The sequence below is a fragment of the Vibrio sp. MM46 genome (assembly GCF_027587135.1).
In the GTDB taxonomy this organism is placed as follows: Bacteria; Pseudomonadota; Gammaproteobacteria; order Enterobacterales; family Vibrionaceae; genus Vibrio; species Vibrio harveyi.
This window is the reverse complement of the sequence record NZ_JAPPTO010000005.1, coordinates 1-24,894: the sequence shown is the minus strand read 5'-3', so window position 1 is coordinate 24,894 and position 24,894 is coordinate 1. Positions and strand designations below refer to the sequence as shown.

The 24,894-nt window shown below is 39.2% G+C and carries 33 protein-coding genes and 4 pseudogenes; 4 read left to right on the top strand and 33 right to left on the bottom strand.

The genetic code is table 11. From position 1 onward, the window contains the following. Positions 1–42: 42 nt before the first annotated feature. The 7 genes and pseudogenes from OH459_RS07160 to OH459_RS28310 all read right to left on the bottom strand — a co-directional run. Positions 43–489 carry a hypothetical protein gene (locus tag OH459_RS07160; RefSeq protein ID WP_029791150.1) on the bottom strand — a complete coding sequence of 149 codons (447 nt, stop codon included), beginning with the start codon at positions 487–489 and terminating at the stop codon, positions 43–45. Between the two features lie 648 nt (positions 490–1,137). Continuing rightward, positions 1,138–1,383: a hypothetical protein gene (locus OH459_RS07155; protein WP_123947168.1), complete on the bottom strand. Its 246-nt coding sequence runs from the start codon at positions 1,381–1,383 to the stop codon at positions 1,138–1,140. 662 nt (positions 1,384–2,045) lie between these two features. Next, positions 2,046–2,297, bottom strand: a complete 252-nt coding sequence (locus OH459_RS07150; protein ID WP_053053365.1) for a DUF2442 domain-containing protein — start codon at positions 2,295–2,297, stop codon at positions 2,046–2,048. Between the two features lie 846 nt (positions 2,298–3,143). Further along, positions 3,144–3,373 (bottom strand): annotated as a pseudogene (locus OH459_RS28260) (hypothetical protein); the annotation flags it as partial. Positions 3,374–3,539: 166 nt separating this feature from the next. Next, entirely contained in the window at positions 3,540–3,971 is a 432-nt protein-coding gene (locus OH459_RS07145; RefSeq protein WP_269986161.1) for a GNAT family N-acetyltransferase, read from the bottom strand. Between the two features lie 793 nt (positions 3,972–4,764). Then, the gene (locus OH459_RS07135) at positions 4,765–5,037 is read right to left on the bottom strand and encodes a hypothetical protein (RefSeq protein WP_050903611.1); all 273 of its coding nucleotides are present in this window, start codon (positions 5,035–5,037) and stop codon (positions 4,765–4,767) included. An 8-nt stretch (positions 5,038–5,045) separates the two neighbouring features. Then, positions 5,046–5,303, bottom strand: a pseudogene (locus OH459_RS28310) (type II toxin-antitoxin system YafO family toxin); the annotation flags it as partial. Positions 5,304–5,365: 62 nt separating this feature from the next. On the opposite strand from OH459_RS28310, the pseudogene OH459_RS07130 reads away from it, so the two are divergent. Then, positions 5,366–5,518 (top strand): annotated as a pseudogene (locus OH459_RS07130) (IS30 family transposase); the annotation flags it as partial. A gap of 43 nt (positions 5,519–5,561) precedes the next feature. On the opposite strand, the gene OH459_RS07125 reads toward OH459_RS07130, so the two are convergent. From OH459_RS07125 to OH459_RS07015, 15 genes and pseudogenes are all read right to left on the bottom strand, one after another. Then, positions 5,562–5,864 carry a type II toxin-antitoxin system RelE/ParE family toxin gene (locus tag OH459_RS07125; protein WP_269986159.1) on the bottom strand — a complete coding sequence of 101 codons (303 nt, stop codon included), beginning with the start codon at positions 5,862–5,864 and terminating at the stop codon, positions 5,562–5,564. Further along, the gene (locus OH459_RS07120) at positions 5,852–6,109 is read right to left on the bottom strand and encodes a type II toxin-antitoxin system Phd/YefM family antitoxin (protein ID WP_005445660.1); all 258 of its coding nucleotides are present in this window, start codon (positions 6,107–6,109) and stop codon (positions 5,852–5,854) included. Before OH459_RS07120 ends, OH459_RS07125 begins: the two co-directional genes overlap by 13 nt. A 193-nt stretch (positions 6,110–6,302) precedes the next feature. Then, positions 6,303–6,719 (bottom strand): hypothetical protein, encoded by a 417-nt coding sequence (locus tag OH459_RS07110; protein ID WP_226982075.1) that lies wholly within the window; start codon positions 6,717–6,719, stop codon positions 6,303–6,305. Next, positions 6,716–6,937, bottom strand: a complete 222-nt coding sequence (locus OH459_RS28305; protein WP_157782068.1) for a hypothetical protein — start codon at positions 6,935–6,937, stop codon at positions 6,716–6,718. The genes OH459_RS07110 and OH459_RS28305 overlap by 4 nt, the downstream gene beginning before the upstream one ends. A gap of 622 nt (positions 6,938–7,559) precedes the next feature. Further along, the gene (locus OH459_RS07105; protein ID WP_017190351.1) at positions 7,560–7,739 is read right to left on the bottom strand and encodes a hypothetical protein; all 180 of its coding nucleotides are present in this window, start codon (positions 7,737–7,739) and stop codon (positions 7,560–7,562) included. 23 nt (positions 7,740–7,762) lie between these two features. Then, positions 7,763–8,014, bottom strand: a pseudogene (locus OH459_RS07100) (BrnT family toxin); the annotation flags it as partial. 287 nt (positions 8,015–8,301) lie between these two features. Then, a complete protein-coding gene (locus OH459_RS07090; RefSeq protein ID WP_127891310.1) occupies positions 8,302–8,769 on the bottom strand; it encodes a hypothetical protein in 468 nt (155 codons plus the stop codon). 5 nt (positions 8,770–8,774) lie between these two features. After that, positions 8,775–9,194, bottom strand: coding sequence for a hypothetical protein (locus OH459_RS07085; protein ID WP_230544371.1), 420 nt, complete (start codon positions 9,192–9,194; stop codon positions 8,775–8,777). A gap of 995 nt (positions 9,195–10,189) precedes the next feature. Further along, positions 10,190–10,558: a DUF2195 family protein gene (locus OH459_RS07070; RefSeq protein WP_047517102.1), complete on the bottom strand. Its 369-nt coding sequence runs from the start codon at positions 10,556–10,558 to the stop codon at positions 10,190–10,192. Next, entirely contained in the window at positions 10,548–11,066 is a 519-nt protein-coding gene (locus OH459_RS07065) for a L,D-transpeptidase family protein (protein ID WP_269986157.1), read from the bottom strand. The genes OH459_RS07070 and OH459_RS07065 overlap by 11 nt, the downstream gene beginning before the upstream one ends. A 267-nt stretch (positions 11,067–11,333) precedes the next feature. Continuing rightward, positions 11,334–11,864 carry a hypothetical protein gene (locus OH459_RS07055; protein ID WP_269986154.1) on the bottom strand — a complete coding sequence of 177 codons (531 nt, stop codon included), beginning with the start codon at positions 11,862–11,864 and terminating at the stop codon, positions 11,334–11,336. 155 nt (positions 11,865–12,019) lie between these two features. After that, on the bottom strand, positions 12,020–12,700 hold the full coding sequence (locus OH459_RS07045; protein ID WP_269986152.1) for a hypothetical protein: 681 nt from the start codon (positions 12,698–12,700) through the stop codon (positions 12,020–12,022). Between the two features lie 174 nt (positions 12,701–12,874). After that, a complete protein-coding gene (locus OH459_RS07035; RefSeq protein WP_269986151.1) occupies positions 12,875–13,234 on the bottom strand; it encodes a hypothetical protein in 360 nt (119 codons plus the stop codon). Between the two features lie 149 nt (positions 13,235–13,383). Next, positions 13,384–13,932: a class I SAM-dependent methyltransferase gene (locus tag OH459_RS07025; protein ID WP_269986149.1), complete on the bottom strand. Its 549-nt coding sequence runs from the start codon at positions 13,930–13,932 to the stop codon at positions 13,384–13,386. Between the two features lie 216 nt (positions 13,933–14,148). Continuing rightward, the gene (locus OH459_RS07015; RefSeq protein WP_010648800.1) at positions 14,149–14,535 is read right to left on the bottom strand and encodes an NUDIX hydrolase; all 387 of its coding nucleotides are present in this window, start codon (positions 14,533–14,535) and stop codon (positions 14,149–14,151) included. Positions 14,536–14,743: 208 nt separating this feature from the next. Between OH459_RS07015 and OH459_RS07005 the strand changes: the two genes are divergently transcribed. Both OH459_RS07005 and OH459_RS07000 read left to right on the top strand, forming a co-directional pair. Continuing rightward, positions 14,744–15,028, top strand: a complete 285-nt coding sequence (locus OH459_RS07005; RefSeq protein WP_158156595.1) for a type II toxin-antitoxin system RelB/DinJ family antitoxin — start codon at positions 14,744–14,746, stop codon at positions 15,026–15,028. Then, the gene (locus OH459_RS07000; protein WP_258452043.1) at positions 15,025–15,303 is read left to right on the top strand and encodes a type II toxin-antitoxin system RelE/ParE family toxin; all 279 of its coding nucleotides are present in this window, start codon (positions 15,025–15,027) and stop codon (positions 15,301–15,303) included. The genes OH459_RS07005 and OH459_RS07000 overlap by 4 nt, the downstream gene beginning before the upstream one ends. Positions 15,304–15,452: 149 nt before the next feature. On the opposite strand, the gene OH459_RS06995 is transcribed toward OH459_RS07000, so the two are convergent. Together OH459_RS06995 and OH459_RS06990 are read right to left on the bottom strand one after the other, a co-directional pair. Continuing rightward, on the bottom strand, positions 15,453–16,028 hold the full coding sequence (locus OH459_RS06995) for an MltR family transcriptional regulator (protein ID WP_052125117.1): 576 nt from the start codon (positions 16,026–16,028) through the stop codon (positions 15,453–15,455). A gap of 137 nt (positions 16,029–16,165) precedes the next feature. After that, on the bottom strand, positions 16,166–16,579 hold the full coding sequence (locus OH459_RS06990) for an RDD family protein (protein WP_269986146.1): 414 nt from the start codon (positions 16,577–16,579) through the stop codon (positions 16,166–16,168). 559 nt (positions 16,580–17,138) lie between these two features. Here OH459_RS06990 and OH459_RS06980 point away from each other — a divergent pair. Then, positions 17,139–17,666 carry an NYN domain-containing protein gene (locus tag OH459_RS06980; RefSeq protein ID WP_269986144.1) on the top strand — a complete coding sequence of 176 codons (528 nt, stop codon included), beginning with the start codon at positions 17,139–17,141 and terminating at the stop codon, positions 17,664–17,666. Positions 17,667–17,918: 252 nt separating this feature from the next. Here OH459_RS06980 and OH459_RS06970 read toward each other — a convergent pair whose 3' ends face one another. The 9 genes from OH459_RS06970 to OH459_RS06890 form a co-directional block, all read right to left on the bottom strand. Continuing rightward, on the bottom strand, positions 17,919–18,191 hold the full coding sequence (locus tag OH459_RS06970; RefSeq protein WP_269986143.1) for a hypothetical protein: 273 nt from the start codon (positions 18,189–18,191) through the stop codon (positions 17,919–17,921). 162 nt (positions 18,192–18,353) lie between these two features. Next, positions 18,354–18,695 (bottom strand): hypothetical protein, encoded by a 342-nt coding sequence (locus OH459_RS06965; protein WP_017191348.1) that lies wholly within the window; start codon positions 18,693–18,695, stop codon positions 18,354–18,356. A gap of 758 nt (positions 18,696–19,453) precedes the next feature. Then, a complete protein-coding gene (locus OH459_RS06950; protein WP_269986142.1) occupies positions 19,454–19,870 on the bottom strand; it encodes a VOC family protein in 417 nt (138 codons plus the stop codon). Between the two features lie 134 nt (positions 19,871–20,004). Beyond that, positions 20,005–20,358, bottom strand: a complete 354-nt coding sequence (locus OH459_RS06940; RefSeq protein WP_025527329.1) for a glyoxalase/bleomycin resistance/dioxygenase family protein — start codon at positions 20,356–20,358, stop codon at positions 20,005–20,007. 689 nt (positions 20,359–21,047) lie between these two features. Next, positions 21,048–22,220, bottom strand: a complete 1,173-nt coding sequence (locus OH459_RS06925; RefSeq protein ID WP_269986141.1) for an SIR2 family protein — start codon at positions 22,218–22,220, stop codon at positions 21,048–21,050. A 192-nt stretch (positions 22,221–22,412) separates the two neighbouring features. Further along, positions 22,413–23,291, bottom strand: a complete 879-nt coding sequence (locus OH459_RS06915) for a DUF2726 domain-containing protein (protein WP_269986140.1) — start codon at positions 23,289–23,291, stop codon at positions 22,413–22,415. A gap of 126 nt (positions 23,292–23,417) precedes the next feature. Then, the gene (locus OH459_RS06905; RefSeq protein ID WP_029790609.1) at positions 23,418–24,050 is read right to left on the bottom strand and encodes a hypothetical protein; all 633 of its coding nucleotides are present in this window, start codon (positions 24,048–24,050) and stop codon (positions 23,418–23,420) included. Positions 24,051–24,205: 155 nt separating this feature from the next. Next, positions 24,206–24,451, bottom strand: coding sequence for a DUF2442 domain-containing protein (locus tag OH459_RS06895; protein ID WP_025523863.1), 246 nt, complete (start codon positions 24,449–24,451; stop codon positions 24,206–24,208). Next, positions 24,429–24,749 carry a DUF4160 domain-containing protein gene (locus OH459_RS06890; RefSeq protein WP_269986130.1) on the bottom strand — a complete coding sequence of 107 codons (321 nt, stop codon included), beginning with the start codon at positions 24,747–24,749 and terminating at the stop codon, positions 24,429–24,431. The genes OH459_RS06895 and OH459_RS06890 overlap by 23 nt, the downstream gene beginning before the upstream one ends. Positions 24,750–24,894: the final 145 nt, after the last annotated feature.

Sequence of the window (24,894 nt, the reverse complement as noted above, 5' to 3'; positions counted from 1 at the left end):
CATCATCAGATGTTGACACAATATAATTCTCACAGCTTAGGTTCATTCGTGTTTTATTAATCCCATCGCTTCTGCTGTTGTTATAGCATTGAAAGGTCCCAAAATTTGATTAGAGAGAAAGATAAGCTGCTGTTCATCTAAATGTTTAACATCAACATTGCTTGGCATGTCGAAGTAGATAAATCCTTTCAGAACCTCATTGAGCGTTGTAATGTCATATTCGCTCAAAACACTTTTAAGTTTTTCGGCTTCTTCTTGAGTGCACTCGTAACCCTTAAGAAAATGTATGTATAAGAATACTTTTCTTTTGTTATCTAGCGTCAAACTTTCGAACCAATCAGACTGAGGAAATACGATAGTCGTTTCCTTGCCTACCTTGTCACACTCTTGCCACTTGTCATTCCATGTTTCCAAGTAGCTCAGTTTATCCACTTTTGACACGCATCCAACTAAAATGAGTAGTGTCACGTTGATAACGAGTGTTTTCATTATCCCTACGTAATATAAACAACAAAGTTGATTCATTTTTTCCTCGTTCTTACAGAAACATTAAATCAAGCGCTCGTTACAATCTAACATTTTGACTGGTAACTGGTTATCCACGAGAAAGTAATAAAATCGCAAATCCTCGATCAAGTCTTTCGAAGCAAGTTCAAAATCTTGGTAAGTCTGATTTTTGTAGCGAAAACGAACCGTGTGTTCAAACCTCTTGGTTTGTCCATACAGAATTTCTTTTACATCAGATGTCATGATACACATATTGAGAAACCTCAACTTAGTGCCATCAAACGAGACCTCGACAGACTGTCGTGGTTTTGATACTGAATAATCGATAAGTAGTGAGAAACCACAACCAAAGGCTATAAAGCTGAGTTGAGTAAGCAATGGTTCTTCTGAAATGATCACTAAGTAGTAAGCTAAAATACTAAAGAAAAAGACTCTGTTTATAAAACTATGAAGTAGCTTAATATTGGACAACTTGTTTTGTCTTAATAATGTTTTCATGTTTCTATTTATCATTTTAACTAAGAAGTAATAATTTTTCTAAAATTTTCCAAAGCCCAAAGATAATTTAGTCACTCTTCCCGTTTTTAGTTTGTAGATCCTAGTGCCCGTATTGGGTGGAAATAACCTTACTTATACTTTAGTAAATTTAAAGATTAAACATTCCAGTAGCATGAGATCGTTTGCAAGTTCGATATAATCATCACTGTCTTCATCTAATTTAGCTAACAAAGCTAAATCACGCTCATACTTCTCAATTAAGTAAATCTTTATGTACCTCAGTTCTTTATCATCAAACATAGAGCTCCAAGCCTGTTTTATCGCTGCTTTGAAATCCATAGCTGATAACGTTTTTGTGCAGCTGGCGAAACGTAACACTCTTTACTCTCAACCCATATAGGGCGCTGTCGCCTATTTAGAAGCGAAATATGTATCGTACTTCCATCATCTGCAGTGCACTCGTCCTCACCGAGACAACATTGGTTTCGCTGCCATCGCTTTCCTTGAAAGTAGTAAGACTGACCATTGCGAGTTAGTGTTATCAGATCTATCAAGATATCTCCATTTTGTAACTCAACATATGCGAGTAAATTTCGTGACTTGCGTTTCACTTCTCCGTCCAATGGAGCAACATTGAATAAGGTTTTCACTTTCAATACATCTAAGGAATCCTATCAGCAAAGCGAGTATCATAAGTCTTCTTGGTTAAAATTAAGTATTTGTTCCCCAAATACAACCTTCGCCTCACTCTCAAGTGACTTTCTGAGTAGTTGAACCTTTATATAATCATTAGCAGCATTAGCGCGAACATTTTCATCATCGGAAAACTCACTTATACTCCTTAGCCTTTCAAGCTCATTAAGCGTAGATTCTAATATTATTCTAGTTTCCCAATCAACAAAGCTACATTTTAATTCCCTAACATATGTTAGTGACTTTTCTCTATTTGACTTGATGATAGTAAGATTTTTTTTCCATGAACATTTTCGTCTATAATTAATTTTTCGCAATCTAAAAAGCTTCTAAAAAAAGAAAAATCATTAATTTAAAACATTATTTTCATAAAGATCTTCAATAGGAAAAATCATATTATAATCATGCCAGTTCAGATTACCATCAACAATGTCAAAGTCAACAAAGAAACAAGTATCCCTGTACTGCTCATAATCCGGGTGTTTTCCACTAAAAATAAATGATGAGAAGTCAACAATAGAGATGTGTCCGTCACTGAATTGTATCTTTAATATGTATCCAAAAAGGTGTTTTACCTTGACTATTGAAATATGTTCCACTTTTTCCTTCTAAAATCTGATCAGGGTCATTGTCCTTTTAGCGAAGATTACTGTTTATATAAAAAACGTTAAAAACAATCTTTAAAATACGTTCCATTAGAGTTGGTGATAAGGCGTAAATTTCGAATTAATGAGTAGCTTTACACTTCAGCGCATTATCTACAATAAAATTGGATGAGAACATGCCATTATAGTCAATATAATAAAAAACATATTGAATACGCACACCCAACAAATATATATAAAAATACTTACCCAGCCATTTTTAATTAACACCTAAACTAGGAAAAATCATAAGTAAAAACATATTTCGAATAAGTCCACTTCTGCTTTTGGATGCTTTTAATAACATAATTTCTGACGAATAGTATTTAGCGTAAAGTAAACCAAATAAAAGCAAAAAATATATGCCACATACAAACAATAACAAACTTATGTCGATTTTAATGAGCACTACACCAAGGAAAGGACAAACTAGTAATATAGAGATAAGTATCATCCATATTATGAGCATTGACACATTTTCAACCCACTCAAACTTCCTAGCCATAAGTTTCGGCAAATAATCCATTTTACCTCCTGATGCATTAGACAGGTTTCATCTTGTCTGTATGCTTCAAGTAAAATCATAAATCATATCGCCCTAATAAAGAAGCCTCACCTTTATATAATTGACTCCTTGAGATCAATGGCTCAGTTATAATGTTGTAAGTTACATTTTTGTATTAATATCGAAACATAACTAAACACTAATTCCCGAAATTAGACTCTTGACTTAATAAGTTAACGCCGCGGGCATTAATTACTATTCTGCAACAATTTCTGATATCGGAAAGTGTGAGGCTATCAACTTTGCGAACTCTGCATATGCCGTGCATTATCTGCGGATTTTTACCACCACAGGCTTTCCCATAATATTTAATGTCTGGCGAAGAATACAATGATAGTGCTTTCTCAGCATAAGTCATTACAGTTCCCGCTTCGCCACACAACGCCCCAAACGCATAAGGCTTTATAAATTTATGGTGTTCTTATAGTAGTTGATATTTTAACCAATATTCTGCGGTATTGTCATGCTACGCCCAAGCAAATAGCACACTGAACTGGTTTGGAGTAAAAACGCCAAGCGTTACGAATCACTCTTAAATTTATTGTTATGTGATTTTTCACCACATACGGAAACGCCCAAAGTTATTAGCTTTGGGCGTTTCTTCTAGCAAACTGGTTACGACAAACCGAGCTCTAAAGTGCCATATGCAGAATTGGAAAAGGTTTTCCCATATCATCAAGTGGTGAGCGAGAAACAACTCTAAAACCCATATACTCGTAAAAACCTACGGCTTGCGGGTTTTGTTCATTTACATCGACTTTGGTTGCACCTAACTGCTCTATTGCATATTGCAGTAGCACCTTACCAACACCTTGCCCTCTTGTCTCGTTCAAGATAAATAGCATTTCAACCTTTGAGTCGTAGATACCCACGAAACCTAAAATTGAGCCGCTATCATTTTTCACACATCTCAACGCGACAGCAGGAAAAGCCTGCTCAATGATAATTGGTTTAAAAAACTCAATATCTTCTTCTGTTATGAAGTCATGAGTTGCTCGGACTGAATTTTCCCAAACATTAAGCATTTCTGCATAATTTTCAGGAAGCACATTTTCTACAATCATCGTATTTTCTCTAAAGTTGACTGAAATTCATGTGCAGCCGCGAGGAGGAATGTTAACCTCAATAGGTATGAGTTGTCCACCAATCGCATAATTCCCTGCTAAGAGTGAGCAACACAGAACAAAAGCTGTCGCACATCACCTTAGTCACTAAGATCAAGGGATGATAAAAATGCTACGCGTGATGCCCCCCTAAACAGTTTGTTGTGTTTATGTGTTGGAGCGAATGATCTCAAAACCGTCGTCAGCGGCAATCCTAAAGTTATTGCTAAATCCATTTTTTATGGTTACGTCTAATGATTTTTTGCACTGTTTGATATCAGGACATACTCCATTTTCTACTTCGAATACGTATCCTCCTGGAGCTAAGTAAATGGTAATTTCCTCCATCACGTTAAGCCACACCACGTATTCTCCATCTATTTTCAAGAATGTAGTAGCCCAAAGACCCTAAAACACCAGTGTCCCGTGTTATCGTCACTGGAACAGTTCTAAGTTCAGAAGGTTTATATAATTTTTGATTATATAATCGTTTATGAGACGCTAGCTTGACATCAGATGGTACTGTTGGAGCTGTAGCGCATCCAACTAATCCAACAATTAAAAATAAACACAAAATCCTTTTCATATATTTCTCGACAAATTAGCTATACGTTTTTAAGCTACATACACATAACGCCTTGTTAAGGTATAAAGCACGCAATACCGAAGCTCCTGCATACCACCTCAAACACCAAACGCAACGCATAGTAAAAATGCCAAGCGTTGAGAGTTACTCTTAAATGCTTTGTTAGCCCTAGGATTCTGACCAAAGATCAGAGTCATCTTCTGATAGTTGTTGAAGCTCTCTTTGTATAAATACATCTTCAGGCCATTTGATATCCAAGGAATTCTTGAATTCTTGAATATCTACATAAGCAATTATATCACCCTCTATTTGTAACTCCCACGCTGAGCCATTCCACTGAGCAAAATCGTAGACGCCAGCAGCGGGTCCTAGTTTTACCGCAACAAAATACATACCAACAAATGATGGCAATCCTTTTTCCCAATTCAACTCAATACTCATACTACCTCCTAAAACTTTTCACGAAAGCGTTCAGCTACGTCGGCCAATTCCATTAAGTAAAGTGGTTTTAATTTAAATAATTGAAGAGCATTTTCAATAAAACCTGAGAGTAAAAAGTAATTTTTATTCAAAAAGCCCTCACAGTAGATCAACGCGGTGTTACTGGTCTTATGATATGAAAGCTTCTTCAAATGCCAACGTTTGGATGAAGAATGTCTAATATGGATGTGAAACATCCCAGCCTGCTTGACCTGACTTGGAAAATTATAAGTAGTGTCTTAACCAAATGATTCGTGAAGAACACCCGTTTTCTTGTAACCTTTGAACTGTACGCCAATATTTACCTAAGAAAACCTCAATGGCTTATGTGACACAAAGACTGTGCAACCACAACCAGATAGCATATAAACTGAATAACAGACCACGCCAAAGGCTTGGTTACAAGACACCAACGGAGTATATTTATGAGCAGCTACTCTAAGTGTCGCACTTCAAGCTTGATACTAAGCGCTCATCCCTAAAGGTTATTGCTTATTTAACAAGAACTTACGCAAATCTCTCTCTGCGCGCATAACAAACAAAATAAACACTTTGTCACCGTCTTGTTTATAGAAAACACGACATGGATTAACGACAACTTCACGATAACTTAAATGTTTTAGATTGGGTGGAATACGACCTGACTCTGGGAAAGTTTGTAAACGTTCGACTTTGGAGAAGATCGTTTGCACTAACTGCTTTGCAGCTACGATATTTTCAAGTGCGATGTATTCAGCGATATCGTTGAGGTCAGATAACGCTGGCTCAGTCCAGATTATTTCAGCCATTTTGACATTTTGCCCTTGGCTTCATCATGACTTACCACTTTACCGTCAGCTAGTGCACGCTCACCTCGTGCAATACCCTCAAGAATAGCTAAACGATTTTGCATAAACTCGTAGTCATCAACATCAACGAGATACGCGGATGGCTTACCATGCTCAGTAATTAACACTGGTTCTTTGGTGTCGTGGAGATCGGCGAGAATCTTAGTTGCTTGACGTTTGAGTGATGTAACTAGTTCTACTTTCATGAGAGTTGCTCCAAAGGAATACTAAAGTGATACTATTCTATCACTTTAAGTATAGCAAGCTCTATGACGGCTAACGCCTTGTTAAGGTGTGAAGCACGCAATGACCAAGCCGAAGCATGGCACGTCAACACCGAAACCAAAGCATAGTAAAAATGCCACGCGTGCTGAATCACTCTTGAACAGATTGTTAGAATTACTTTTGCACGGACTTTGAGACAAAGTATTCAAAAACCCTTCTTTCTCTATCAGCCCCGCAACTACCACTTTCCTTAAACCAGTTGATCAACTCTACTGGTTTATCACGGCGGAAAATTAACGCTCCATAACGAGAAGTGCATTCTTTGTTGTCGAAAGATTGAGATTCAACCAAAACTACATATTTATCATTGAATCGCTCTAGATGAATTAAACTAGTTTCTCCAAACTTAATAAACGAACATTTTTTTTCCCCGATATCACTCAGTTCTTGAGAATATGAGAGATTCCCAGCGTTAATAACGTCTACGGTACAATCTTCATTTAACTTAATTTCTCTTTCAAAAATCGAGAATTGCTCTGCGCTAACGGAAAACGAGATCAAAATACTTATAAAGATAGAGAACTTACTCATGTTAATGTCCACATCCATATAGTTTTCGCTTCCCAATAGGCATCGCCTACAGCTTTAGTCCCATCCCATAAATCTATATGCCCTTGCCCTGAAAAGTCAGGAATATTCATATAACATACAATACCTTTCTTACCGATAGCATTGCTTGGCGGTTGCCCATTTGCTTGGCTTGTCCAACCGAGTGTACGTGTTCCTAAGACTTTTGGAGAACCTAGCACTGCAGCTAGATCTTGTGCCCCCCTTAAATAACCATGCGGGCATTTATTCTTTGACGAATTCTTAAAGGCTGTAAGGTGTTTTAACTAAAGCTTCGCTCATCCTAATTGCGCAAGTATTGGGAAATGCCATTGAGCATGAATGGATTTGCGTAGGAAGAGTTTTATAGTTTACTTTGAGCTTGCTGAAACTTGGCTTTTTCATATTTAGCCTTTATTGGTGTGAGCTTAAGGGAATACTCGCATATGCAAATATGTTGTTAAATATGAGTACGTCTTTTTGTCGACTCATATCGATATTTATAAGTCTATTAATTTCAAGTCGTTGCATGCGCCTTTGTAGTTCTAACACTCTGTTAAGGGGTGAGCAACGCAACCACGAAACCTAATCATACCACCGTAAACATAAAGCCCAGCGATGGAGTAAGAATGCCACGCGTTGCGAATCACTCTTAAACAGTTTGTTAAATGACCTATGACTTCGGTCTTTTCATTTGGTTTAAATGATGCTGACGAATCTCTGGTGCTATTTGGCTTGGTTTGCTACTTTCATTTGACTTTTTTAAATAGAGCCAGTTCGTTTTTCCGTTGAGTGATTGAACGTCTTAAAGTTTAATTGTCTTTGTCATGCTCTCTCCTTTGGTGTACCAAACGCTTCAAGTTCCTTTTCGGTTGGAACGACACTATCTGGATCACTGAGGGCTGCCTCATTAATTTCTCTATCAGATAGCGCTTCAAGTTGCTTTTTGTCAGTTTGCCCGCGAGAGAACTTCAAATTCTCAATCGATACCTTTTTGATTGTCATATTACACCACCTGAGAGTATGGCTTAATAAATCTCTCTCATAAGATTTTTTTCACGAGAGTTAGCTTTACGTGCTGAGATTAATCTAATATTACCACTTGATTGCCTCTCTGTATAAATCACAAACAAGATACCATATTTTGTCTTGCCAATCGTTTGAAACCTAGCTTCACCATAGTCGTAGCGTGTATCTTCTCTTTCAATTCTGCTAGCATCAAGAAAAACGTGTACGGCATCAGCAAAATCAATTCTATGTTTTGCCAAATTTATTAAGTTTTTGTTCTCATCCTACTCAAATTCCATAGTTTGCCCTTTTGCCCCAATATGAGTGTGAGTGAATATGGAGTTTCAAAGCGTAAATGCGATTTACCAATATTTTTAGTTCGCGCTAACTCAATATACATCATACCTCGATTACATTAAGTTGCACCGATTTGAAAGGTCATTTAATGCCCTGTTAAGGTGTGAGCAACGCAATACCGATGTCCCTGCAAGCACCTTAATCACATAAACCAACGCATAGTGACAATGCCAAGCGTTGAGAATCACTCTTAAATACTTTGTTAGGTTTCTGCTTTTGGCGAGCCTTGTACATGTAAAAAGCTACTAAAGACGCTTTTTCTGCTGACCCCTTTCGGGTTAGACACGAAAGGAATAATCATTTCTGCCTTGGATAATACTTTTATATTCCAGAGTGTATCCCCTATAAACAAAAATGATATTGAGCCGTCTTTCTGAAGGGTCAAGTCTTGTAAACGCCCTGTTGAATAAGCACTACCTATATACAAGTAATCGATCAGCTTTGCATTAAGATCAAACAAATATACTCTCAGCGTTTCTTCATTAAGGATGTCATCAGTGACAAAGATAACGTAACAGTTATCATACTTTACGCCATATTCTACTTGTACACCTTTGACAAAAGAATTTGCGGGCCTGCCTTCAATAGCCAATAATATCTTGTAAGATATGTACTCACTGCCTTTCTCAACGTCACGTATTTCCAATTTATCTTTTGATAACAGTTCCATATCAACTACCACGCAATACTCACTCCAAATGCAGCTAATGTTCCACCTATAAAAGCCCCCACACTTACACATACTGGAGCTCCCGGACCACAAGCTAAACCTGCTATTGCCCCTCCAGCAATACCGCCGCCAATACCAGCACCTGCAACTAAAGCCTCGCGGCCAGCTGTCTCAAGTTTCTTTTCAGAGGAGGTAATCGTGTACACAGAAAGACCGATAGATAAAACAATCAAACCGCGTCCTGCACTTGAAATATTTTTCATTAGCCTATTGACATCTGGATTAGATTTGCCAGATGACTTTACGATTTCCGAATACACTTTGTTCTTTTGTTCTAAAGTAAGATCGTTGAAGTGCTTGGTAAGATAAATCTCGTTTGTTTTCTTCGCGACCAGTTCATTTAGCGTTCTACCTTTGCTTTTCAACCGCTGAGCATATGCGTTTCCGACGGGGGTACTTTTACCCCTTACAATCTCCATAATTACATTTCGAGTTTCATTCGCCTTTTTTGCAGCTTCCTCTCAACTAATTTTTCCTTGTTTTACTTCTAACTTTAACTCTTCAGAGAAACGCTTTATTTGTCTCGAGTAAAGCTGCCTAGCTTATGCATCTACCACCATACAAAGACCAACATTCACTGCTTGCGCTTCTAAAGCTTGAATCGCAGCCTCAAACTCTCTTTTGTCCTGGATATTTTGCATATTGAAGTCCCTATCATAGTAATCCCAACAATATGCAACCATGCACACTCACTGTAAAGCTCTGAGCGATGCAATACCGGTGCTCCCGCATGCCACCTTAAACACTAGACGCAATGCATAGCAAAAATGCCACGCGTTACGAATTCCTCTTGAACAGTTTGTTATGTGCGTGCTTAAACTGAACACCTTTGCTCACAGAACAGCTAATCGATATAAGAGGCGACCGCAACTGCACCAAAATAGAGTTCAAGTGCGAAATAAAAAAGTACACTTTTGGAGACTCTCTTCTCTAAAAGCACTTTAACCATAAGAAGTGTGACAATAACGTATACGATGGCAACTAACATTCTATCCCTACATGTAGCTTGAGCCCAACCGTGGCTACCCAACCGACGACACCTAGTAACCCGAACAATCAAGATGCTGGAATTGCAAAAAAGATATACAAGACTGCACCAAATACCGAGCCAGCCATGAACAATCCTAACTTAAGTGCTGTACTTTTATCCGATTCCTTTTTGGACATAGTAATGCCTTTTACTAATTTAAATTGACTTACATGCACATCTAAACAACACGAACACCAAAGCACATAACGCCTTGCTAAGGTGTGAGTAACGCAATACAAAAGCTACCGCACGGCGCCTTAATCATCATAAGCCACCGCATAGTAAAAATGCCATGCGTTACGAATCTCTCTTAAATGCTTTGTTATTGCGCTAGTTATTACCGCAAGCCAAAGCACCCTTGATGCTGCTAACATTTTTCAATGTATTATCGAGCAATAAAGGAACTGATATAATGCGAGACTTGCTCAAAGCAAAGTCAAAGCTTGAACTACCAAAAGGCATCCTTTCAAGCGTAATAGATGCTATGGCAGATTTGCACCCACAGCTACCTATATTTTTTTCTAGTATCAGCTTCATATCTACTAGAGTTAGATTGTTACGGTCATAAGTATCGCTAGTATCAATAGAAACACAATTTGAAAGTGTATTCTCGAAGTCAACGAAGCTACTTGCAGTCTGCTGCGCGAACGACAAAAAGGGGAGGCAACAAAATAATAAAATACAGATTCTAGCCAACATAAGTTCCACCATTAGTTTTTACATTCGGTTGGTATTTGATACTTAACATAAGCTTCCGAGCATCTGTTTTTTTGATAAACGCTCTAAGTTCATTGAAGAAGCGTCCTTCCACTTCGATACAGCCATGGCTGTATCCTTTAGTTGAATCATGAAGGTAAAAGCCACTTCTCGAAGGTCTGCATCTTTTTTTGGTAACCTCGTCGTATGGTTCAAAGCGCACCCGATTATAGCCCCAGTTAGCCCAGTAAGGATCACACTCGCCTGCGCTTTCTCCACGCGGTATTTCTTGAACCTGCCATGATGGTTTAAGCACACAAAAGCCAGAACCATCATCTTCAGCCAAAGCTCCCAATATAAGAGGAATATAGTATTTTCCCTCTGGGACAGGACCTTTATCTGGAACACACTGGTCTTCAGGGTATTGATAACCCTTCATTCCAGAAGTCGCGTTAAAGGTACCGCGCCCGTGCCACTTAAGCTCTGTTCCTGTATAAACCAAACTCTCCATGTGTAACTCCTTTTCACTTTGAAAAGGCAAATATTCACTCAAATGAATAACGAATTAAACTGTATGTTTTTAGTTTAATTTATCGCATCTTATGCCAGAGACAGGCGGTAATTGAAATTGCGAGCAATGCAACACTATCGCCTAGCGCTATAACGCCCTGTTAAGGGGTGAGCAACGTAATGCCGATACTTCCGCATACCACCTTAAACACCAAACGCAACGCATAGTAAAAATGCCACGCGTGCCGAATCACTCTTGAACAATTTGTTATGTGCCTTTGCGAATAGAGCCCCAATACACTTTGTGCCTGTCAGCCAAAGGAATGATTTTATATTTTTGAATACCAAGCAGGCACCCAACCCTTGAATGCCCCTCAACTAAATGAGGTATGCCAGATTTACCACCAAGAACATTTGCATCTAGAAATATCGGTGGAGTTAACCAAGTGCCATGCTTTTTCCAATGATTGAGTACTTCCTCTCGGCAATCAATCACTGCCTCTCCAACGTCGTTGAAATGCGATGCATCTTCAGATACCTCCTCAAGGAAATCAGGAAATGAAGCATTGCTACCTATCTGCAAAAACTTCGTCGTATCAAAATCAACTAGCTCCCACTTTAGATCAAGAAGTGATAGATCACCGTAGAGAGCTAAAAAGCGACTGTTGACATTATGATCAATATAAAACTGCTCAATCACAGAATCAGGCGCACTAACCCCATGCAGCTTGAGTAAATCGATACTCTTATCAGTGCTATATGGATCTAGTGCAATTTTCGACAAGTCTTTATACTTCAATTTATTGCCTCAAAATTCTGGTGGCACATAACGCCCTGTTAAGGTGTGAGCAACGCAATACAAATGCCGCCGCATACAACCTTAAACACCAAAACCAACGCATAGTAAAAATGCCACGCGTTGCGAATCACTCTTAAACAGTTTGTTATAATTTTCTATCGACTAAACCTCTGCAACATAGTATCAAAATCAACCACTGAGGTGCCTCCAGATGTTTGAGATAGATTCATAGACTTGGCAGATTCATTGACAACCCAACTAGAACCACCTTGTGGAAGTTGACTCGAGTAAAACTCATACAGTTTTTGACGACCATATTTAACTTCAAGTTCTGATATAACCGCCATTATATGGTTGTAAACAACCTTTCCAAACCCGATAGCTTCGTCTACGGATGGAATGTAACCTTTATGAATTACTTTATTTCTAAAGCCACGATCATTGCTGCTTAGCTCTGGTGGTAATTCACCTAGTGATGATAAGTAGAGGTAGGTAACAGCACCAAGCTGCCTTTCAGATTGATTTGAAACGGTCTTCCACGCTTGATCTGCGAGTTCTGATGTAATGCCAGTGTTCACCATTTGAAACTTTATGAAGAATTCGTAAAAGCGCTCCAGAGCACTAGCAAATGACGAAACCGACTCCCGAGTGTAACCGTCACCCAAAGCATTCATACCTAAGTCATATAAAATCTCATATTTTGCAGCATTTAACACAACTGAATATTCATGACCTCTCGGACATTTAATTTCGTGTACTCCGCTATCATGGAGCATGTGAGGCGTAAGCCTAAAACTAAGACTCTGCATGCCGCTTCTATTAAATGCTTCTTGCATACAATATGGACATGTGTGATTTATCCTCATGAGGAATCTCCAAAATTATAACGCCTTGTTAAGGGGTGAGCAACGCAATGCCGATGCCGCCGCATGCCACCTTAAACACTAAAACCAACGCATAGTAAAAATGCCACGCGTTGCGAATCCCTCTTGAACAATTTGTTAGGTGAATTATCGCGCACCCAACTCCTTTAGTTTCCTTGCACTTTTTAGAACAGGTTGAAGATAATTCTCTAGCGCTAAAAACCATTGCGGCTCAGACAACTTACCATCAGAGCCAACTTCTAAGGGAGGTACCCAATCTTTGTGCCGATTAAAAAGATCTGGGATTGAATCACTAACATTCGACAATTGATTTTGGTTAAAACCATTGCAAATCAGCTCATCTACGTCAAACAAAGCACGCTCGTATATTGAAATTATCTTGGCATCGTTATGGTTTAGTTGAAGATGAGCAATTAAAAGCGTCAAACGTCCTTTTAAGTCGTTTAGCTGCATCAATCTATCATTATTTGTGTAGTAATATTCCATTAATTCACCTAACGCCTTGTTAAGGTGTGAGGCACGCAATACCGAAGCCTCCGCATACCACCTTAACCACTAAAACCAGCGCATAGTAAAAATGCCACGCGTGCCGAATCACTCTTGAACAATTTGTTAGCAGTTTTTTCTGCTCAAAATTATGCTTTTATCGCATACACCGTTATGTGGTTTGAACTTTCACGCTCATAAACACTGACATGAAGCACTTGGAACCCTGCTTTCTCTAGTTCAACAACTAGATCATTTTCAGAGGTAACATGACGATATGGACTGCCATCTCTATAAGTTTCATAGCTAATTTCATTTTTAGAGCACAAGCTACTGACAAAAAACACCCCGTTTTCAGACAGTGAACGATAAACATGACTCAAGAATATGACTCGATCTGCACCGATAATGCAATGCAAGCAATTACCGTCAATAACAACATCATAACGCTCTGGAAGTTCAAGAGACGCTACCGTTAGGTCCGCTAAATAATAATTACCCTCGACTCCTGTTGCTCTGGCTTTTTCCTTTGCCCATTCGATTGCGGTTGGTGAAATATCTATACCTGTCACCTCAAAGCCCAACTTCTGGAAGGCTCTGCAATGATGTCCTTCACCGCAACCTAATTCGAGCAGTTTACCTTGCACAGGTCGTTTAAATAGCTCGAGAAAACGCTCCACTAAAACTGCTTTAGACATTCGCTCGTTGCCACCCTAACCTTTCCAGCCAGCTTGGCGAGCTTCAACATACATGTCTTCATGAACTTGATAGTTTTGTTTCATATTCATCCTTGACTGCTAACGCCCGCTTAAGTGGTGAGCAACGCAATACGATGTTTCCTCATTCCACCTAAATCACTAAAATCAACGCATGATAAAAGTGCCACGCGTTGCGAATCCGTCTTGAAGCGTTTGTTATGTGTATTGGCTTAAGTGATTCTCTATAAATTCGATATCAGCTCGATAAAAATCACCAAGTGGAATAGCACTTGGCTCAAGCCAAAAGAAAGTTTGCTGCCTAACTTCATCAATCATCTGAGGCTCAGTATCATTACCCGCACGTAAAACAACATAATGAATTTCACCACCAAAATCATTTTTAGCTTGATGACTACCGAGTCGCTTTAAACCTTGCAGTCCCGTTTCTTCCCACAGCTCTCTAACTGCTGCTTGATTACCTGACTCACCAGGGTCAATAGAACCGCCTGGGAATTCAAATACCATTCCTTGCCCTCGTCTGAAGCGCTTTTGGATAAGAACTTTTCCATCTCTTACGACCACGCCCATCGCAATATTTTTCATGTGAACTCTCCTTGTTCTTCTAAATACACATAACGCCCAATTAAGGTGTGAGGCACGCAATACGATGCTCCCGCATACCACCTTAATCACTAAAACCAACGCATAGTAAAAATGCCACGCGTGCCGAATCACTCTTAAATTGTTTGTTAGTTGCCCATCTCAAAGCCTAGTGCTAACATTTGTACACACACCAACAAAGGAATACATCATGGACACTAGAATTCAATTTCGTGTTGATGAAGAAACAAAACGCTTAGCTCAACAAATGGCTGAGAGCCAAGGTCGAACTCTAAGTGATGCTTGCCGTGAACTTACTGAGCAACTCGCTGAACAACAAAGAAAGACATTATCTCACGATGCATGGCTAACTGAACAAGTAAACCTAGCATTTGAGAAGCTTGACTCAGGAAAATCCGTTTTCGTTGAACACCAAACTGCTAAGTCTCGAATGGAAGAGCGCAAAGCCAGAATCCGTAATCGAGGTAAGCAATGATTTTATGGGAAGAAGAGTCACTTAATGATCGTGAAAAGATCTTCGAGTTTCTCTATGACTTCAACCCTGATGCGGCAGAAAAAACTGACAACCTCATTGAAGCAAAAGTAGAAAACTTGCTTGAACAACCTCTAATGGGTCTGCAAAAAGATGGCATCCGCGGACGATTGCTCATTATTCCTGAGATTTCGATGATTGTCTCTTACTGGGTCGAGGGCGATATCATCAGAGTTATGCGTGTACTCCACCAGAAACAAAAATTCCCTACGGATTGATTGCTTCCTCTGGGGAACTAACGCCGCGTTAAGTGGTGAGCAACGCCTACCATCCTACCTAAACCATTGTGACATAAACACTTAAACTGGAGAAAGCCGGTAATGCCAAGCGTTGGGAATCCGTCTTAAACGCTTTGTTATGGCGCAACTCACAGCGACTTGCTGACTAACCCAACAAAACCTGCATTCTCTGGTGGCGGAGTGTCATTGGTGTTGTACCAAGTTGAGTCTGGAACCCATTGCTTTGGCACTCTTTGTTCTTTAGCAACCCACTCAGGACGATAAAACAACCTTAGAACGATGCATACAATCGCGTTAATAAGCCGAAACCTTGGTGTTTGCCGCTCCTTCGGCATACCATCAGGTAAAGGTGATTTGAGGCTAGTACACAAACCTTTTATTTTCTCATCGTCAAAGGTAAGTCCATGTCGAAGATGGGCAAACTGATTACGTATTTTGCGAATAATTTGAATCTCTTGATACTCAAATTGGTCTATTAATCCAAGCGAAAGGCATAATTCAACGCGAGAAGATAAGTCCCCAATGGGCGCATTAGCACCAAAGAGTAAATTTTTGGTCGACTTCCCCCCAACGAAAAATGACTCCAATGTTTTTGACAGCTTTTCGTCAATGAGAGCAGCGCCAACCAAAGGCAACCCACGATCAGTCTCACTTTGGAGTTCGGTTACAAACTCCCCCAAATCTACAGCATGTTCTACTAACATATTTCTCCTAGAGCCATAACGCCCTGTTAAGGTGTGAGCAACGCAATACAAGAGCCGCCGCATACCACCTAAAACACTAAAACCAACGCACAGTGAAAATGCCACGCGTTGCGAATCCCTCTTGAACAGTTTGTTAGCTAATTTACTACAACGATTGTTTTCGCCAGTTTGTCACCTAATCTCTGTCTTCTTTTACCTAGAATAAAGATCGCGTCAATCATACCGATTATTGGTGTCAAAACATTGCGGAAAAATGACTGAGGGAAACTACAACTTTTACCTGTAACTGAATCTATAACTGAGATACCTAGTAGCTTCTTACCAAGGCTTTGACCTTTTGCGAAACCATCAGAAAGTAGGAAATAAAAAGCAGCGGCAGAAAAGGCGATTAAGCCAGATGAGTCTTGGGATAAACCAATTAAGGTCCCGAGCCTAAGAAAGAAAATGAATATTGCGGCACTTATTGCACCATCAATGATTTGTCCTAAATACCGAAGACCTGGGCTTGCAAGCCTATGCGATTCGATAATCGAATCTCTATCTGTTTCCACTGACTTTTCCTCCATGTGAGTTAGATGGCGAATTAATTTGCTAACGCCCTGTTAAGGTGTGAGCAGCGCAATACCGAAGCTCCCGCATACCACCTTAAACACTAAACGCAACGCATAGTAAAAATGCCACGCGTTGCGAATCACTCTTAAACAGTTTGTTAGTTTTTTTATTGACACCACCGATAAAATAGCTAATATTAAACACATAGCACCCGCGGCTACGCTTGGTTCATTTGTTAACAACCTTGCCCCACCCGCGGTTTTTTTTGTATCTGGACTAAACGAATAATTTTATGGACATAAAAGTTGCTGTATTAGTAGATGCGTCTTTCTTCCTGAACGCCTAAACTTTTTCAAACGCCGCTACTTCCCTTCTGAGCCTGAATTAACGCCCAAACAAGTTGTTCAAGTGTTGAACAGCTGCATTAAGCGGCATATCAACGACGGTAACGTAAGCACTTATCAACACCTGTATCGTGTATTTTACTATGACTCGCCACCGTTGGACATAAAAGTTCATTACCCTCTTGTTAACCCTGGAGAGACAAAACATCGAGTTTTGGATTTTTCTAAACAACCAGAAACAATTCATCGTAACGAGATTTTAGCTGAAGTTAAAAAGCAGAGAAAATTTGCTCTTCGCCTAGGTACAATCAAACATGATAAACAATGGAAGCTTTCTGATCGCGCCCTCAACGATGTTTTAAAAGGAACTCGTAAATTTGAAGAACTCACAAATGACGACTTCTATTACAGTATGCGCCAAAAAGGTGTAGATATTAAACTTGGCGTCGATATTGCTAGCATTGCACAGAAAAAGCTCGTAGATAAGGTTGTTCTTTTTGCTGGAGATAGTGACTTCGTTCCAGCGGCAAAACTAGCACGTACAAATGGTATAGACTTTGTCCTAGACGCGCTCAGAAATAATATTGACCCTAGCCTACATGAGCATATAGATGGCTTAGTATCTTACGACCTAGTAGCTATATTAAAAGATATCTTAGGTAAGTCACCAAGCACCATTCCAGCATGGTGGTCTAATGGTACGAGACCAAAGAAAGCTAAAGGTCAACGTCGTAAAAAATAGGCTCTTCCCATCTCTAAAGCTGAGCTATGCAAATATTCTCATGGCTCAGTCCAAAAACTAACGCCCTGTTAAGGTGTGAGCAACGCAATACCGATGCTTCCGCATACCACCTTAAACACCAAAACCAACGCATAGTAAAAATGCCACGCGTTGCGAATCACTCTTAAACAGTTTGTTATGTGCGCGGTTAAGTGATTTTCATATCTTTTCTGAACGATGCATCACCGTATAGTGAGTGCCCAGTTTTGTACATTAATCTGGGATTATCACATTACCGTAAAGATCTTGATTTGTAAGTTGATTCATCTTTTCTAACAAGCTTGCCACCTTAAAATAGGCTGAAGTGTTATCTGCCTTTTTATATGCTAAATCCATGCATCTCGACCTAAGATCTGAAGAGACAACTTTCAACGCCTCAACTACTTCGGCGTTATTCGGACTCTTTTCTAGGTATTTTTTCCCAACGAAGTAGGCTTTCTCGTACTGCTTTTTCTTCGCTAAGTTCAGTATATCTTCTGCTGACATGAATACATTATTCCTATAAGCACATAACGCCCTGTTAAGGGGTGAGCAACGCAATACTGAAGCCACTGCACACCACCTTAATCACTTAAACCAACGCACAGTGAAAATGCCACGCGTTGCGAATCCCTCTTGAACAGTTTGTTATGTGACTTGCCCCAAAACCTAATCACCAAAAAACAGTGGGGAAACAGCCAAGAGAACAGCACAACTTAACTTAAAATAGAATACCGCTAGGAATACAAAATTCAGCTTATTATTTTTAGGAACCGGAGTACCTAACAACACATCTGTTCTAGAGTAATACTTAGCGGAAAATATGCCTAATAGAAACACTAAATAGGCACTCAACATTAATAATACCAAATCACCATTAATACGCATGAGAATCGGTACCAATAAAGGCATCAAAAAAACAAAGCAGACACATATAAACCAAAGCTTCAGTAAGGAAGAAGTAGCAGCCCATTTAAATTTACTAGCTAATAGTTTGGGTATGTATTCCATGTTATTCCTTCTCTGGTCACATAACGCACTGTTAAGGGGTGAGCAATGCAATACCGATGCCGCCGCATACCACCTTAATCACTTAAACCAACGCATAGTGAAAATGCCACGCGTTGCGAATCCCTCTTAAACAGTTTGTTAGTCGCGAGGCACCGAGCGACAATTTTAAGCCGAACTAAACTTTGCGAACAATAAAATTTATGTGCTTTGATGCACACAAGTCAGGCGTAGTTTCAAAGCACCTACTCAATGAAACCACTTGGAACAAACAACGTCGTAGAAAACAGACTGACAACACCAACAAGCGTTTTTGGAAAACCAATCTCACAGTGCGGACTTTCAACAAAGTCACTGAAACCACGTGGAACTTACAACACCAGAGAAAACGTCATTTCAGCAAGTAAATGAGCTTTTAAACCAACAAACTCACCGAGCAGATTTGCAACCAAAAACAGACTCTCGATTGCCCTGTTCTGTCAGCACCAAAGAACAAAACAATCGCTAGGACACTTGCCAAGCTTTGGGCTTAAAACAGCAGAAACTGAGTTTTGACCATCGACGATGAATCTGTATACCAAACAAACCGCTGCTAAATTTTAAGCTCAGAAACATGATTTTGATTGCTAGCTTTTTCTGGCGACTAACGCCTTGTTAAGGTGTGAGGCACGCAATACCGAAGCTTATGCATACCACCTTAACCACTAAACGCAACGCATAGTAAAAATGCCACGCGTGCCGAATCACTCTTGAACAATTTGTTATGTGCGTTGCTCCATTTCTGCTTTATAGAGCTCTGAACCTACAGCTATCTCCCACAAGTACCCATCTGGATCAGAGAAGTAACCTGAAAAACCACCCCAAAATACAGGCTGCCCTTGCTTTACGATTTTCCCACCATTTGCTTCTGCCTTGTTCAGAAGACTAAGCACTTCACGAGAAGAGTCGACATTTCTAGCCAGTGTAATACCGGCAAAACCTGAACCATCTGGTTCAACACCAACATCTTTAGCTAATTCGGGTTTAGGAAATAAAGCTAACTCCGATCCATCAACATCCATGAATACAATTTCATCAGATTTATAATCTGTACGCTCTAACCCAAGCACCGCTTCATAAAACTTTGCTGAGGACTCGATATTTGATACGCCCAGCGTGATGATTGATAGTTTTTTCATATTTTGCTCCGAGCACATAACGCCCTGTTAAGGGGTGAGCAACGCAATACAAAAGCCGCCGCATACCACCTTAATCACTAAATTCAACGCATAGTAAAAATGCCACGCGTTGCGAATCCCTCTTGAACAATTTGTTATGTGGTTTTCCCACGTAGTCCTATTAAGTTTCCAAATGGGTCCTCAACTTGGCACATTGAAAGACCATCTTCAATTTCCATTGGTCCACGATAAAGGCACGCACCTAGTTCTTCAAAATGAGCCAGCGCAACACATAAGTTATCTACTGACCAGTAAACAACTGTGCCACTTTTACCAGCACCAACCTTTTTGTCTGCTTGGACTATTTCTAGTGAGAAACCATTTAGATCAAGCGCCGTGAAATCAAAGTCAGGATGGTAAACCGGAACGGCTTCTGGAAAAGCTTTCTTGTACCATTCAAGCCCTTTCGCTACATCTGGGACATGAACAAGAACCGCTGATGGATTCATAATTTCTCTCCAACCACATAACGCCTTGCTAAGGTGTGAGTAACGCAATACAAAAGCTACCGCACAGCGCCTTAATCCCATAAGACACCGCATAGTAAAAATGCCACGCGTTACGAATCACTCTTAAGCAATTTGTTAGTACATGCGCTACTTCTATTTGTGCGCTCCAAGATATTGAAAAGTAGCATGATATGAAAGGCTTTGAGCACTGAAGTGAGACGGGCAGCTACAAAAGTTAAACTCGATTGAAAAACGAAAGTTGGCTAGAAGAAAAACGCACTGAACTGCCCTACTTTCACTGGCTTCAAATTAGAAAAGGATTCGGTCCTAGTACTCCGACGACAGCATCAATTACAACCAAGGTTCTCTCAAAAGCCACCACGAAAATGAAGAAGCACCAAAGAAATAGGCTAAGAGTTAGAAACCGTAAACGGTGAAACCAAAGCGAACACTCCGCATATAGTGCCACCGGATAGAACATGAAAGGCACTAACTGAAAGGTGTAAATTCGAGCGCCAAAACAGATAAACACCAGAACTTGTGACCTTTGATGTCAAACCCGTACTAACGCCCTGTTAAGGTGTGAGCAACGCAATACCGATGCCGCCGCACACCACCTTAAACACTAAAAGCAACGCATAGTAAAAATGCCACGCGTTGCGAATCACTCTTAAACAGATTGTTACATGTTAAGCCGATATGCCATCTATTATCGAAGGTATATCGCCATAGTCATCGACCCAAATGATCTCAACACCAAAAGAGTGAGCATCTTCTTGCTCAAATTTATGAACTATATTTATTAGACTACTAACTACAGACAACAATTTTTTTTCATCAGAAATTAGAGCCGACAACTCATGGTTTCTTGATGCTAACTCTTCAATGTTAGATTTAATAACATCTGATGAGTATTTCTTTTTAATTAAATAATGTTGGATATGGTCGTTACCTCGCTGAGCTTTAGCTAAGTCAAGCAATCGTCGAAGGTTTGGATCAGAAAAAGAATGTCCAACAAATAAACAATTTGAATCTTTAAACTTGTTAACTTGGACAAGATTGCTCCAGTGATAGAAATCTGTATACTGCTTATGATAACTATCATCACTTAATATCACTGAGTTCTTAGCTGTTATATTCCCTTTTCTTGGTAAATATCCATGAACATGATATATTGGAAGTTCATCACTTCTAGAGTTCATTCCTATTTGATATACAGATTTATATTTAATCCCTAAATCAAGCTGTTTCAAATGCTCTTCAAGAATATCGTCATAGTTATATGTTATCACTGAGTCTAAACTTGGACTCTTTCCAGGTGAAACACACAGTTTTATAATGGATTTATATGTTAAGCTCATATTATCTTCAAGCTCTTCATACAAAGCATTTCGTACTTCTGTTTCAAATGGAAATTTCCTAGCACCTTTTTTATTCTTCTCTTTGTCGAAGTGCAGCTTAAGGTACCTTGCTGAAATTAATGCCGTAGGACCAAACACCAAATTAAACAACCCAGAAATAGTTTTACTGTCCTCGGTATCAATTGTCTTTGCAATAAGTCTCTGTAATAACTTATCCCAAGATGGAAGCCCATAATCGAGCGAAACTCCTGCACCTAAAACAAGGACTAGCGATTCCGAGTGGTAACATTTCTTTAGCTCTGAAATCGACTTCTTCACATCCGATTCACCATAAGAGAAATCAGCGTAAAAACTCTTTATTTTCTTTTCAAATGCGTCGTCTCGAAATTGAAGGATCAAGTTTTCCCAATTCTTAATTTTAATCGATATATCATCTTTTGGCATGATATGCTCAACGTTTAACCAAACGTTTTCTAATTTTTCAAACTCGTCGTCTGACATTCTTTCTTTTCTCTTTTTATAAGAAACAAGACTATTATACAGCTAACAAAGCATCAATTCACGATAGAGTACATGTAACGCCCAATTAAGGTGTGAGCCACGCTACCACGACACTCAACTTGGACGCCATAAACACTAAACTTGACCCAAACCAAAAATGCCAAGCGTGGGGAATCACTCTTAAATTGTTTGTTATAAAACTTTTGCCACAATACTTCCTGCTATAGTAGAACCTCTCGGCTCATAACGAGATGTAAATTGTTCAAGCAATATTTTAAACTGCTCCGTTGATACTGCTTTTATTTTTTTGTCTAGAAAATCGTTAATCGCCTGATGTAATTCAACAATATTTATCATTTTTATCGTTTCTGAAATACTTACACAGTTAAATTGTTGATCATGCATACCTGTCGTCAAGTGGATAACTTCGTGATCAGACACCTCAAGCCACGTAATACACCTATAGTTTCCTTTGTTATCTAGACCAACCCAATCTGATGGAACTCGTTGTTTTATTTGACCTTGCTTATAAAGCTTTTCTATTGCTAGTTGTGCTTCCAACGATATCCAATACGGAAATTTAGAATTCGCATCTGAGGAGGTAGATATAAGAAAACAAGGGTCAAAATCTTCCTCATAAGGAATGTTACCCATAAGCTGAGCTTGTTGAAAATCTTCACACAGAAACCAACATTCAATAAAATAAGTCAGTAAATCAAGACCTTTAAACTCTTTCGATACATAATTAAAATTTGCTCGTAGAATCGGGAGTTCAAACCTCTTACAAAGACTATTTTTAAGGAGATCATTTTTTATTTGACGTGATTCAGTCCTATGTTGACGACCATCATACTCAACTGCAAATATTGGGTGATAGTCATCGTTTACAACAACAAAATCAAAATGAGACTTTAAACAATAGCTAAACTCACCTTTTGATATCCCGCTGTTGTTTATAGGGAATACATCAGCCAACCTTACTTTAGTAAAAACTTTGGCTCGTTCCTTACAAACATGAGCTAACTTATCGTAAGTTACCTCTTCATATTTATTTAGTAATCGTAAATTCATATAGTTTTATAACGCCTTGTTAAGGTGTGAGGCACGCAATACCGAAGCCTCCGCATACCACCTTAACCACTAAAACCGACGCATAGTAAAAATGCCACGCGTGCCGAATCACTCTTGAACAATTTGTTATAAAGATTTTTTCTCAGTTGCCTTTTCATAGTCATTGAGTGCTCTATTGATGTGATACACAGAAAACAAGGCACTACCATCATTGAGCATGTAAAAACCTAAAGGTAGGAAGATAACACCAGAAATAAGAAGACTTGGCTCAAATCCAGTAACAATCGAGTAAATCGATAGTAAAAATGTTATGAACCCAAAGCCAGCTATGAGCAATCCAAACACCAGGTTATAAGAAGCAATAACCTTATCTAGGATATTTAATCTAATCCGGTACGACAAAAGCTCTACATCTGAAATATCAGGTAAAAGTTGGACTGTTTTCAAAACATGTCTGAAAGAGACCGTCGCCCCAACCCTTTCATTAAGTACATAAACTGCTTTTAACATTGGGAGACTAACGCGGATACCATGAATACCTTTAAAACACTCAATATCGAGCTCATTTTTCAAATGAGTCTTTAGTTCTTCCGAAACACTCGGTTCTTGTAAAGCAGACAAAATCTGAGCCATTCTATTTTTTCTAAGTAAGAAGTAGTACTCGGTTACTCTAGGAGCATTTATAGCAATAGTTACGATCACTACAACAATCGCAATCCAGTAATCACCAGTTTTTAGTAACTCAACAACTAAGTCCATTTATCGTGAAAGTCTCCTAATCTTTATAACGCCCTGTTAAGGTGTGAGCAACGCAATACCAAAGCTCCCGCATACCACCTTAAACACTAAACGCAACGCATAGCAAAAATGCCACGCGTTGCGAATCACTCTTAAACAGTTTGTTAGAAGCACTATTACAATTTGTTTTGGTACAGATCACCGATAGGAAAAATCATTGTGTAATCATCCCAGTTTAGATTCCCATCAAGTAGGTCAAACTTCAAAAAGTGAGAAACGTCTTTATACACATCATAGTCTGGGTGACCATTACCAAAAATAAATGGTGCGAAGTCCACGATTGAAATATGACTATCACTAAACTCGATTTCTAATATGTGACCAGTAAGATGCGTTGCTCTAACCACCGATAACTCTGACATTTTTAACCTTCTTCGTAATTATCATTGGACTTACATGTTTCTTCTTTACAAAGTAGTCTACCCACTTATCCACTATATCTTCCGCATAACAGTGAACAAAGTCTTGAAACTCTCGCTTCTTCTTAGACTCTAACCCAGTCCCCTTATCTTTGACTACAACTCTTGTTATACACCCATTCTTTAGGTGAATTTCCGCCTTAGATTCTTTACCTTGAAACTTACCATGGATGTGAATCGGCTCATGCTCATTGCTGTAAAAAAATAGAACTATCCCTAAGTACTCATAAATTTTTGGCATATACACCTCCTTAACATAGAGGTGCATCATTGTGCATATATACCAATTAAGAGTTTGATTAAAGAATGAACGTTTGAATTCTTAGAGCTGTGCCAGTGCTTATAACGCCCTGTTAAGGGGTGAGCAACGCAATACCAAAGCCGCC

Excerpts from the sequence above, each read along its gene's own strand:
- OH459_RS06995 (WP_052125117.1), bottom strand. The coding sequence starts at position 16,028 with ATGTTAGTAGAACATGCTGTAGATTTGGGGGAGTTTGTAACCGAACTC.
- OH459_RS06905 (WP_029790609.1), bottom strand. The coding sequence starts at position 24,050 with ATGGACTTAGTTGTTGAGTTACTAAAAACTGGTGATTACTGGATTGCG.
- OH459_RS07160 (WP_029791150.1), bottom strand. The coding sequence starts at position 489 with ATGAAAACACTCGTTATCAACGTGACACTACTCATTTTAGTTGGATGC.
- OH459_RS06890 (WP_269986130.1), bottom strand. The coding sequence starts at position 24,749 with ATGCCAAAAATTTATGAGTACTTAGGGATAGTTCTATTTTTTTACAGC.
- OH459_RS07120 (WP_005445660.1), bottom strand. The coding sequence starts at position 6,109 with ATGAAAGTAGAACTAGTTACATCACTCAAACGTCAAGCAACTAAGATT.
- OH459_RS07005 (WP_158156595.1), top strand. The coding sequence starts at position 14,744 with ATGGACACTAGAATTCAATTTCGTGTTGATGAAGAAACAAAACGCTTA.
- OH459_RS07135 (WP_050903611.1), bottom strand. The coding sequence starts at position 5,037 with ATGAGTATTGAGTTGAATTGGGAAAAAGGATTGCCATCATTTGTTGGT.
- OH459_RS07070 (WP_047517102.1), bottom strand. The coding sequence starts at position 10,558 with ATGTTGGCTAGAATCTGTATTTTATTATTTTGTTGCCTCCCCTTTTTG.
- OH459_RS06925 (WP_269986141.1), bottom strand. The coding sequence starts at position 22,220 with ATGTCAGACGACGAGTTTGAAAAATTAGAAAACGTTTGGTTAAACGTT.
- OH459_RS07045 (WP_269986152.1), bottom strand. The coding sequence starts at position 12,700 with ATGCAAGAAGCATTTAATAGAAGCGGCATGCAGAGTCTTAGTTTTAGG.
- OH459_RS07090 (WP_127891310.1), bottom strand. The coding sequence starts at position 8,769 with ATGGAACTGTTATCAAAAGATAAATTGGAAATACGTGACGTTGAGAAA.
- OH459_RS06915 (WP_269986140.1), bottom strand. The coding sequence starts at position 23,291 with ATGAATTTACGATTACTAAATAAATATGAAGAGGTAACTTACGATAAG.
- OH459_RS07145 (WP_269986161.1), bottom strand. The coding sequence starts at position 3,971 with ATGATTGTAGAAAATGTGCTTCCTGAAAATTATGCAGAAATGCTTAAT.
- OH459_RS07015 (WP_010648800.1), bottom strand. The coding sequence starts at position 14,535 with ATGAAAAATATTGCGATGGGCGTGGTCGTAAGAGATGGAAAAGTTCTT.
- OH459_RS07105 (WP_017190351.1), bottom strand. The coding sequence starts at position 7,739 with ATGACAATCAAAAAGGTATCGATTGAGAATTTGAAGTTCTCTCGCGGG.
- OH459_RS06970 (WP_269986143.1), bottom strand. The coding sequence starts at position 18,191 with ATGTCAGCAGAAGATATACTGAACTTAGCGAAGAAAAAGCAGTACGAG.
- OH459_RS07035 (WP_269986151.1), bottom strand. The coding sequence starts at position 13,234 with ATGGAATATTACTACACAAATAATGATAGATTGATGCAGCTAAACGAC.
- OH459_RS07125 (WP_269986159.1), bottom strand. The coding sequence starts at position 5,864 with ATGGCTGAAATAATCTGGACTGAGCCAGCGTTATCTGACCTCAACGAT.
- OH459_RS06950 (WP_269986142.1), bottom strand. The coding sequence starts at position 19,870 with ATGAAAAAACTATCAATCATCACGCTGGGCGTATCAAATATCGAGTCC.
- OH459_RS07025 (WP_269986149.1), bottom strand. The coding sequence starts at position 13,932 with ATGTCTAAAGCAGTTTTAGTGGAGCGTTTTCTCGAGCTATTTAAACGA.
- OH459_RS07000 (WP_258452043.1), top strand. The coding sequence starts at position 15,025 with ATGATTTTATGGGAAGAAGAGTCACTTAATGATCGTGAAAAGATCTTC.
- OH459_RS07065 (WP_269986157.1), bottom strand. The coding sequence starts at position 11,066 with ATGGAGAGTTTGGTTTATACAGGAACAGAGCTTAAGTGGCACGGGCGC.
- OH459_RS06895 (WP_025523863.1), bottom strand. The coding sequence starts at position 24,451 with ATGTCAGAGTTATCGGTGGTTAGAGCAACGCATCTTACTGGTCACATA.
- OH459_RS07110 (WP_226982075.1), bottom strand. The coding sequence starts at position 6,719 with ATGAGTAAGTTCTCTATCTTTATAAGTATTTTGATCTCGTTTTCCGTT.
- OH459_RS06940 (WP_025527329.1), bottom strand. The coding sequence starts at position 20,358 with ATGAATCCATCAGCGGTTCTTGTTCATGTCCCAGATGTAGCGAAAGGG.
- OH459_RS06965 (WP_017191348.1), bottom strand. The coding sequence starts at position 18,695 with ATGGAATACATACCCAAACTATTAGCTAGTAAATTTAAATGGGCTGCT.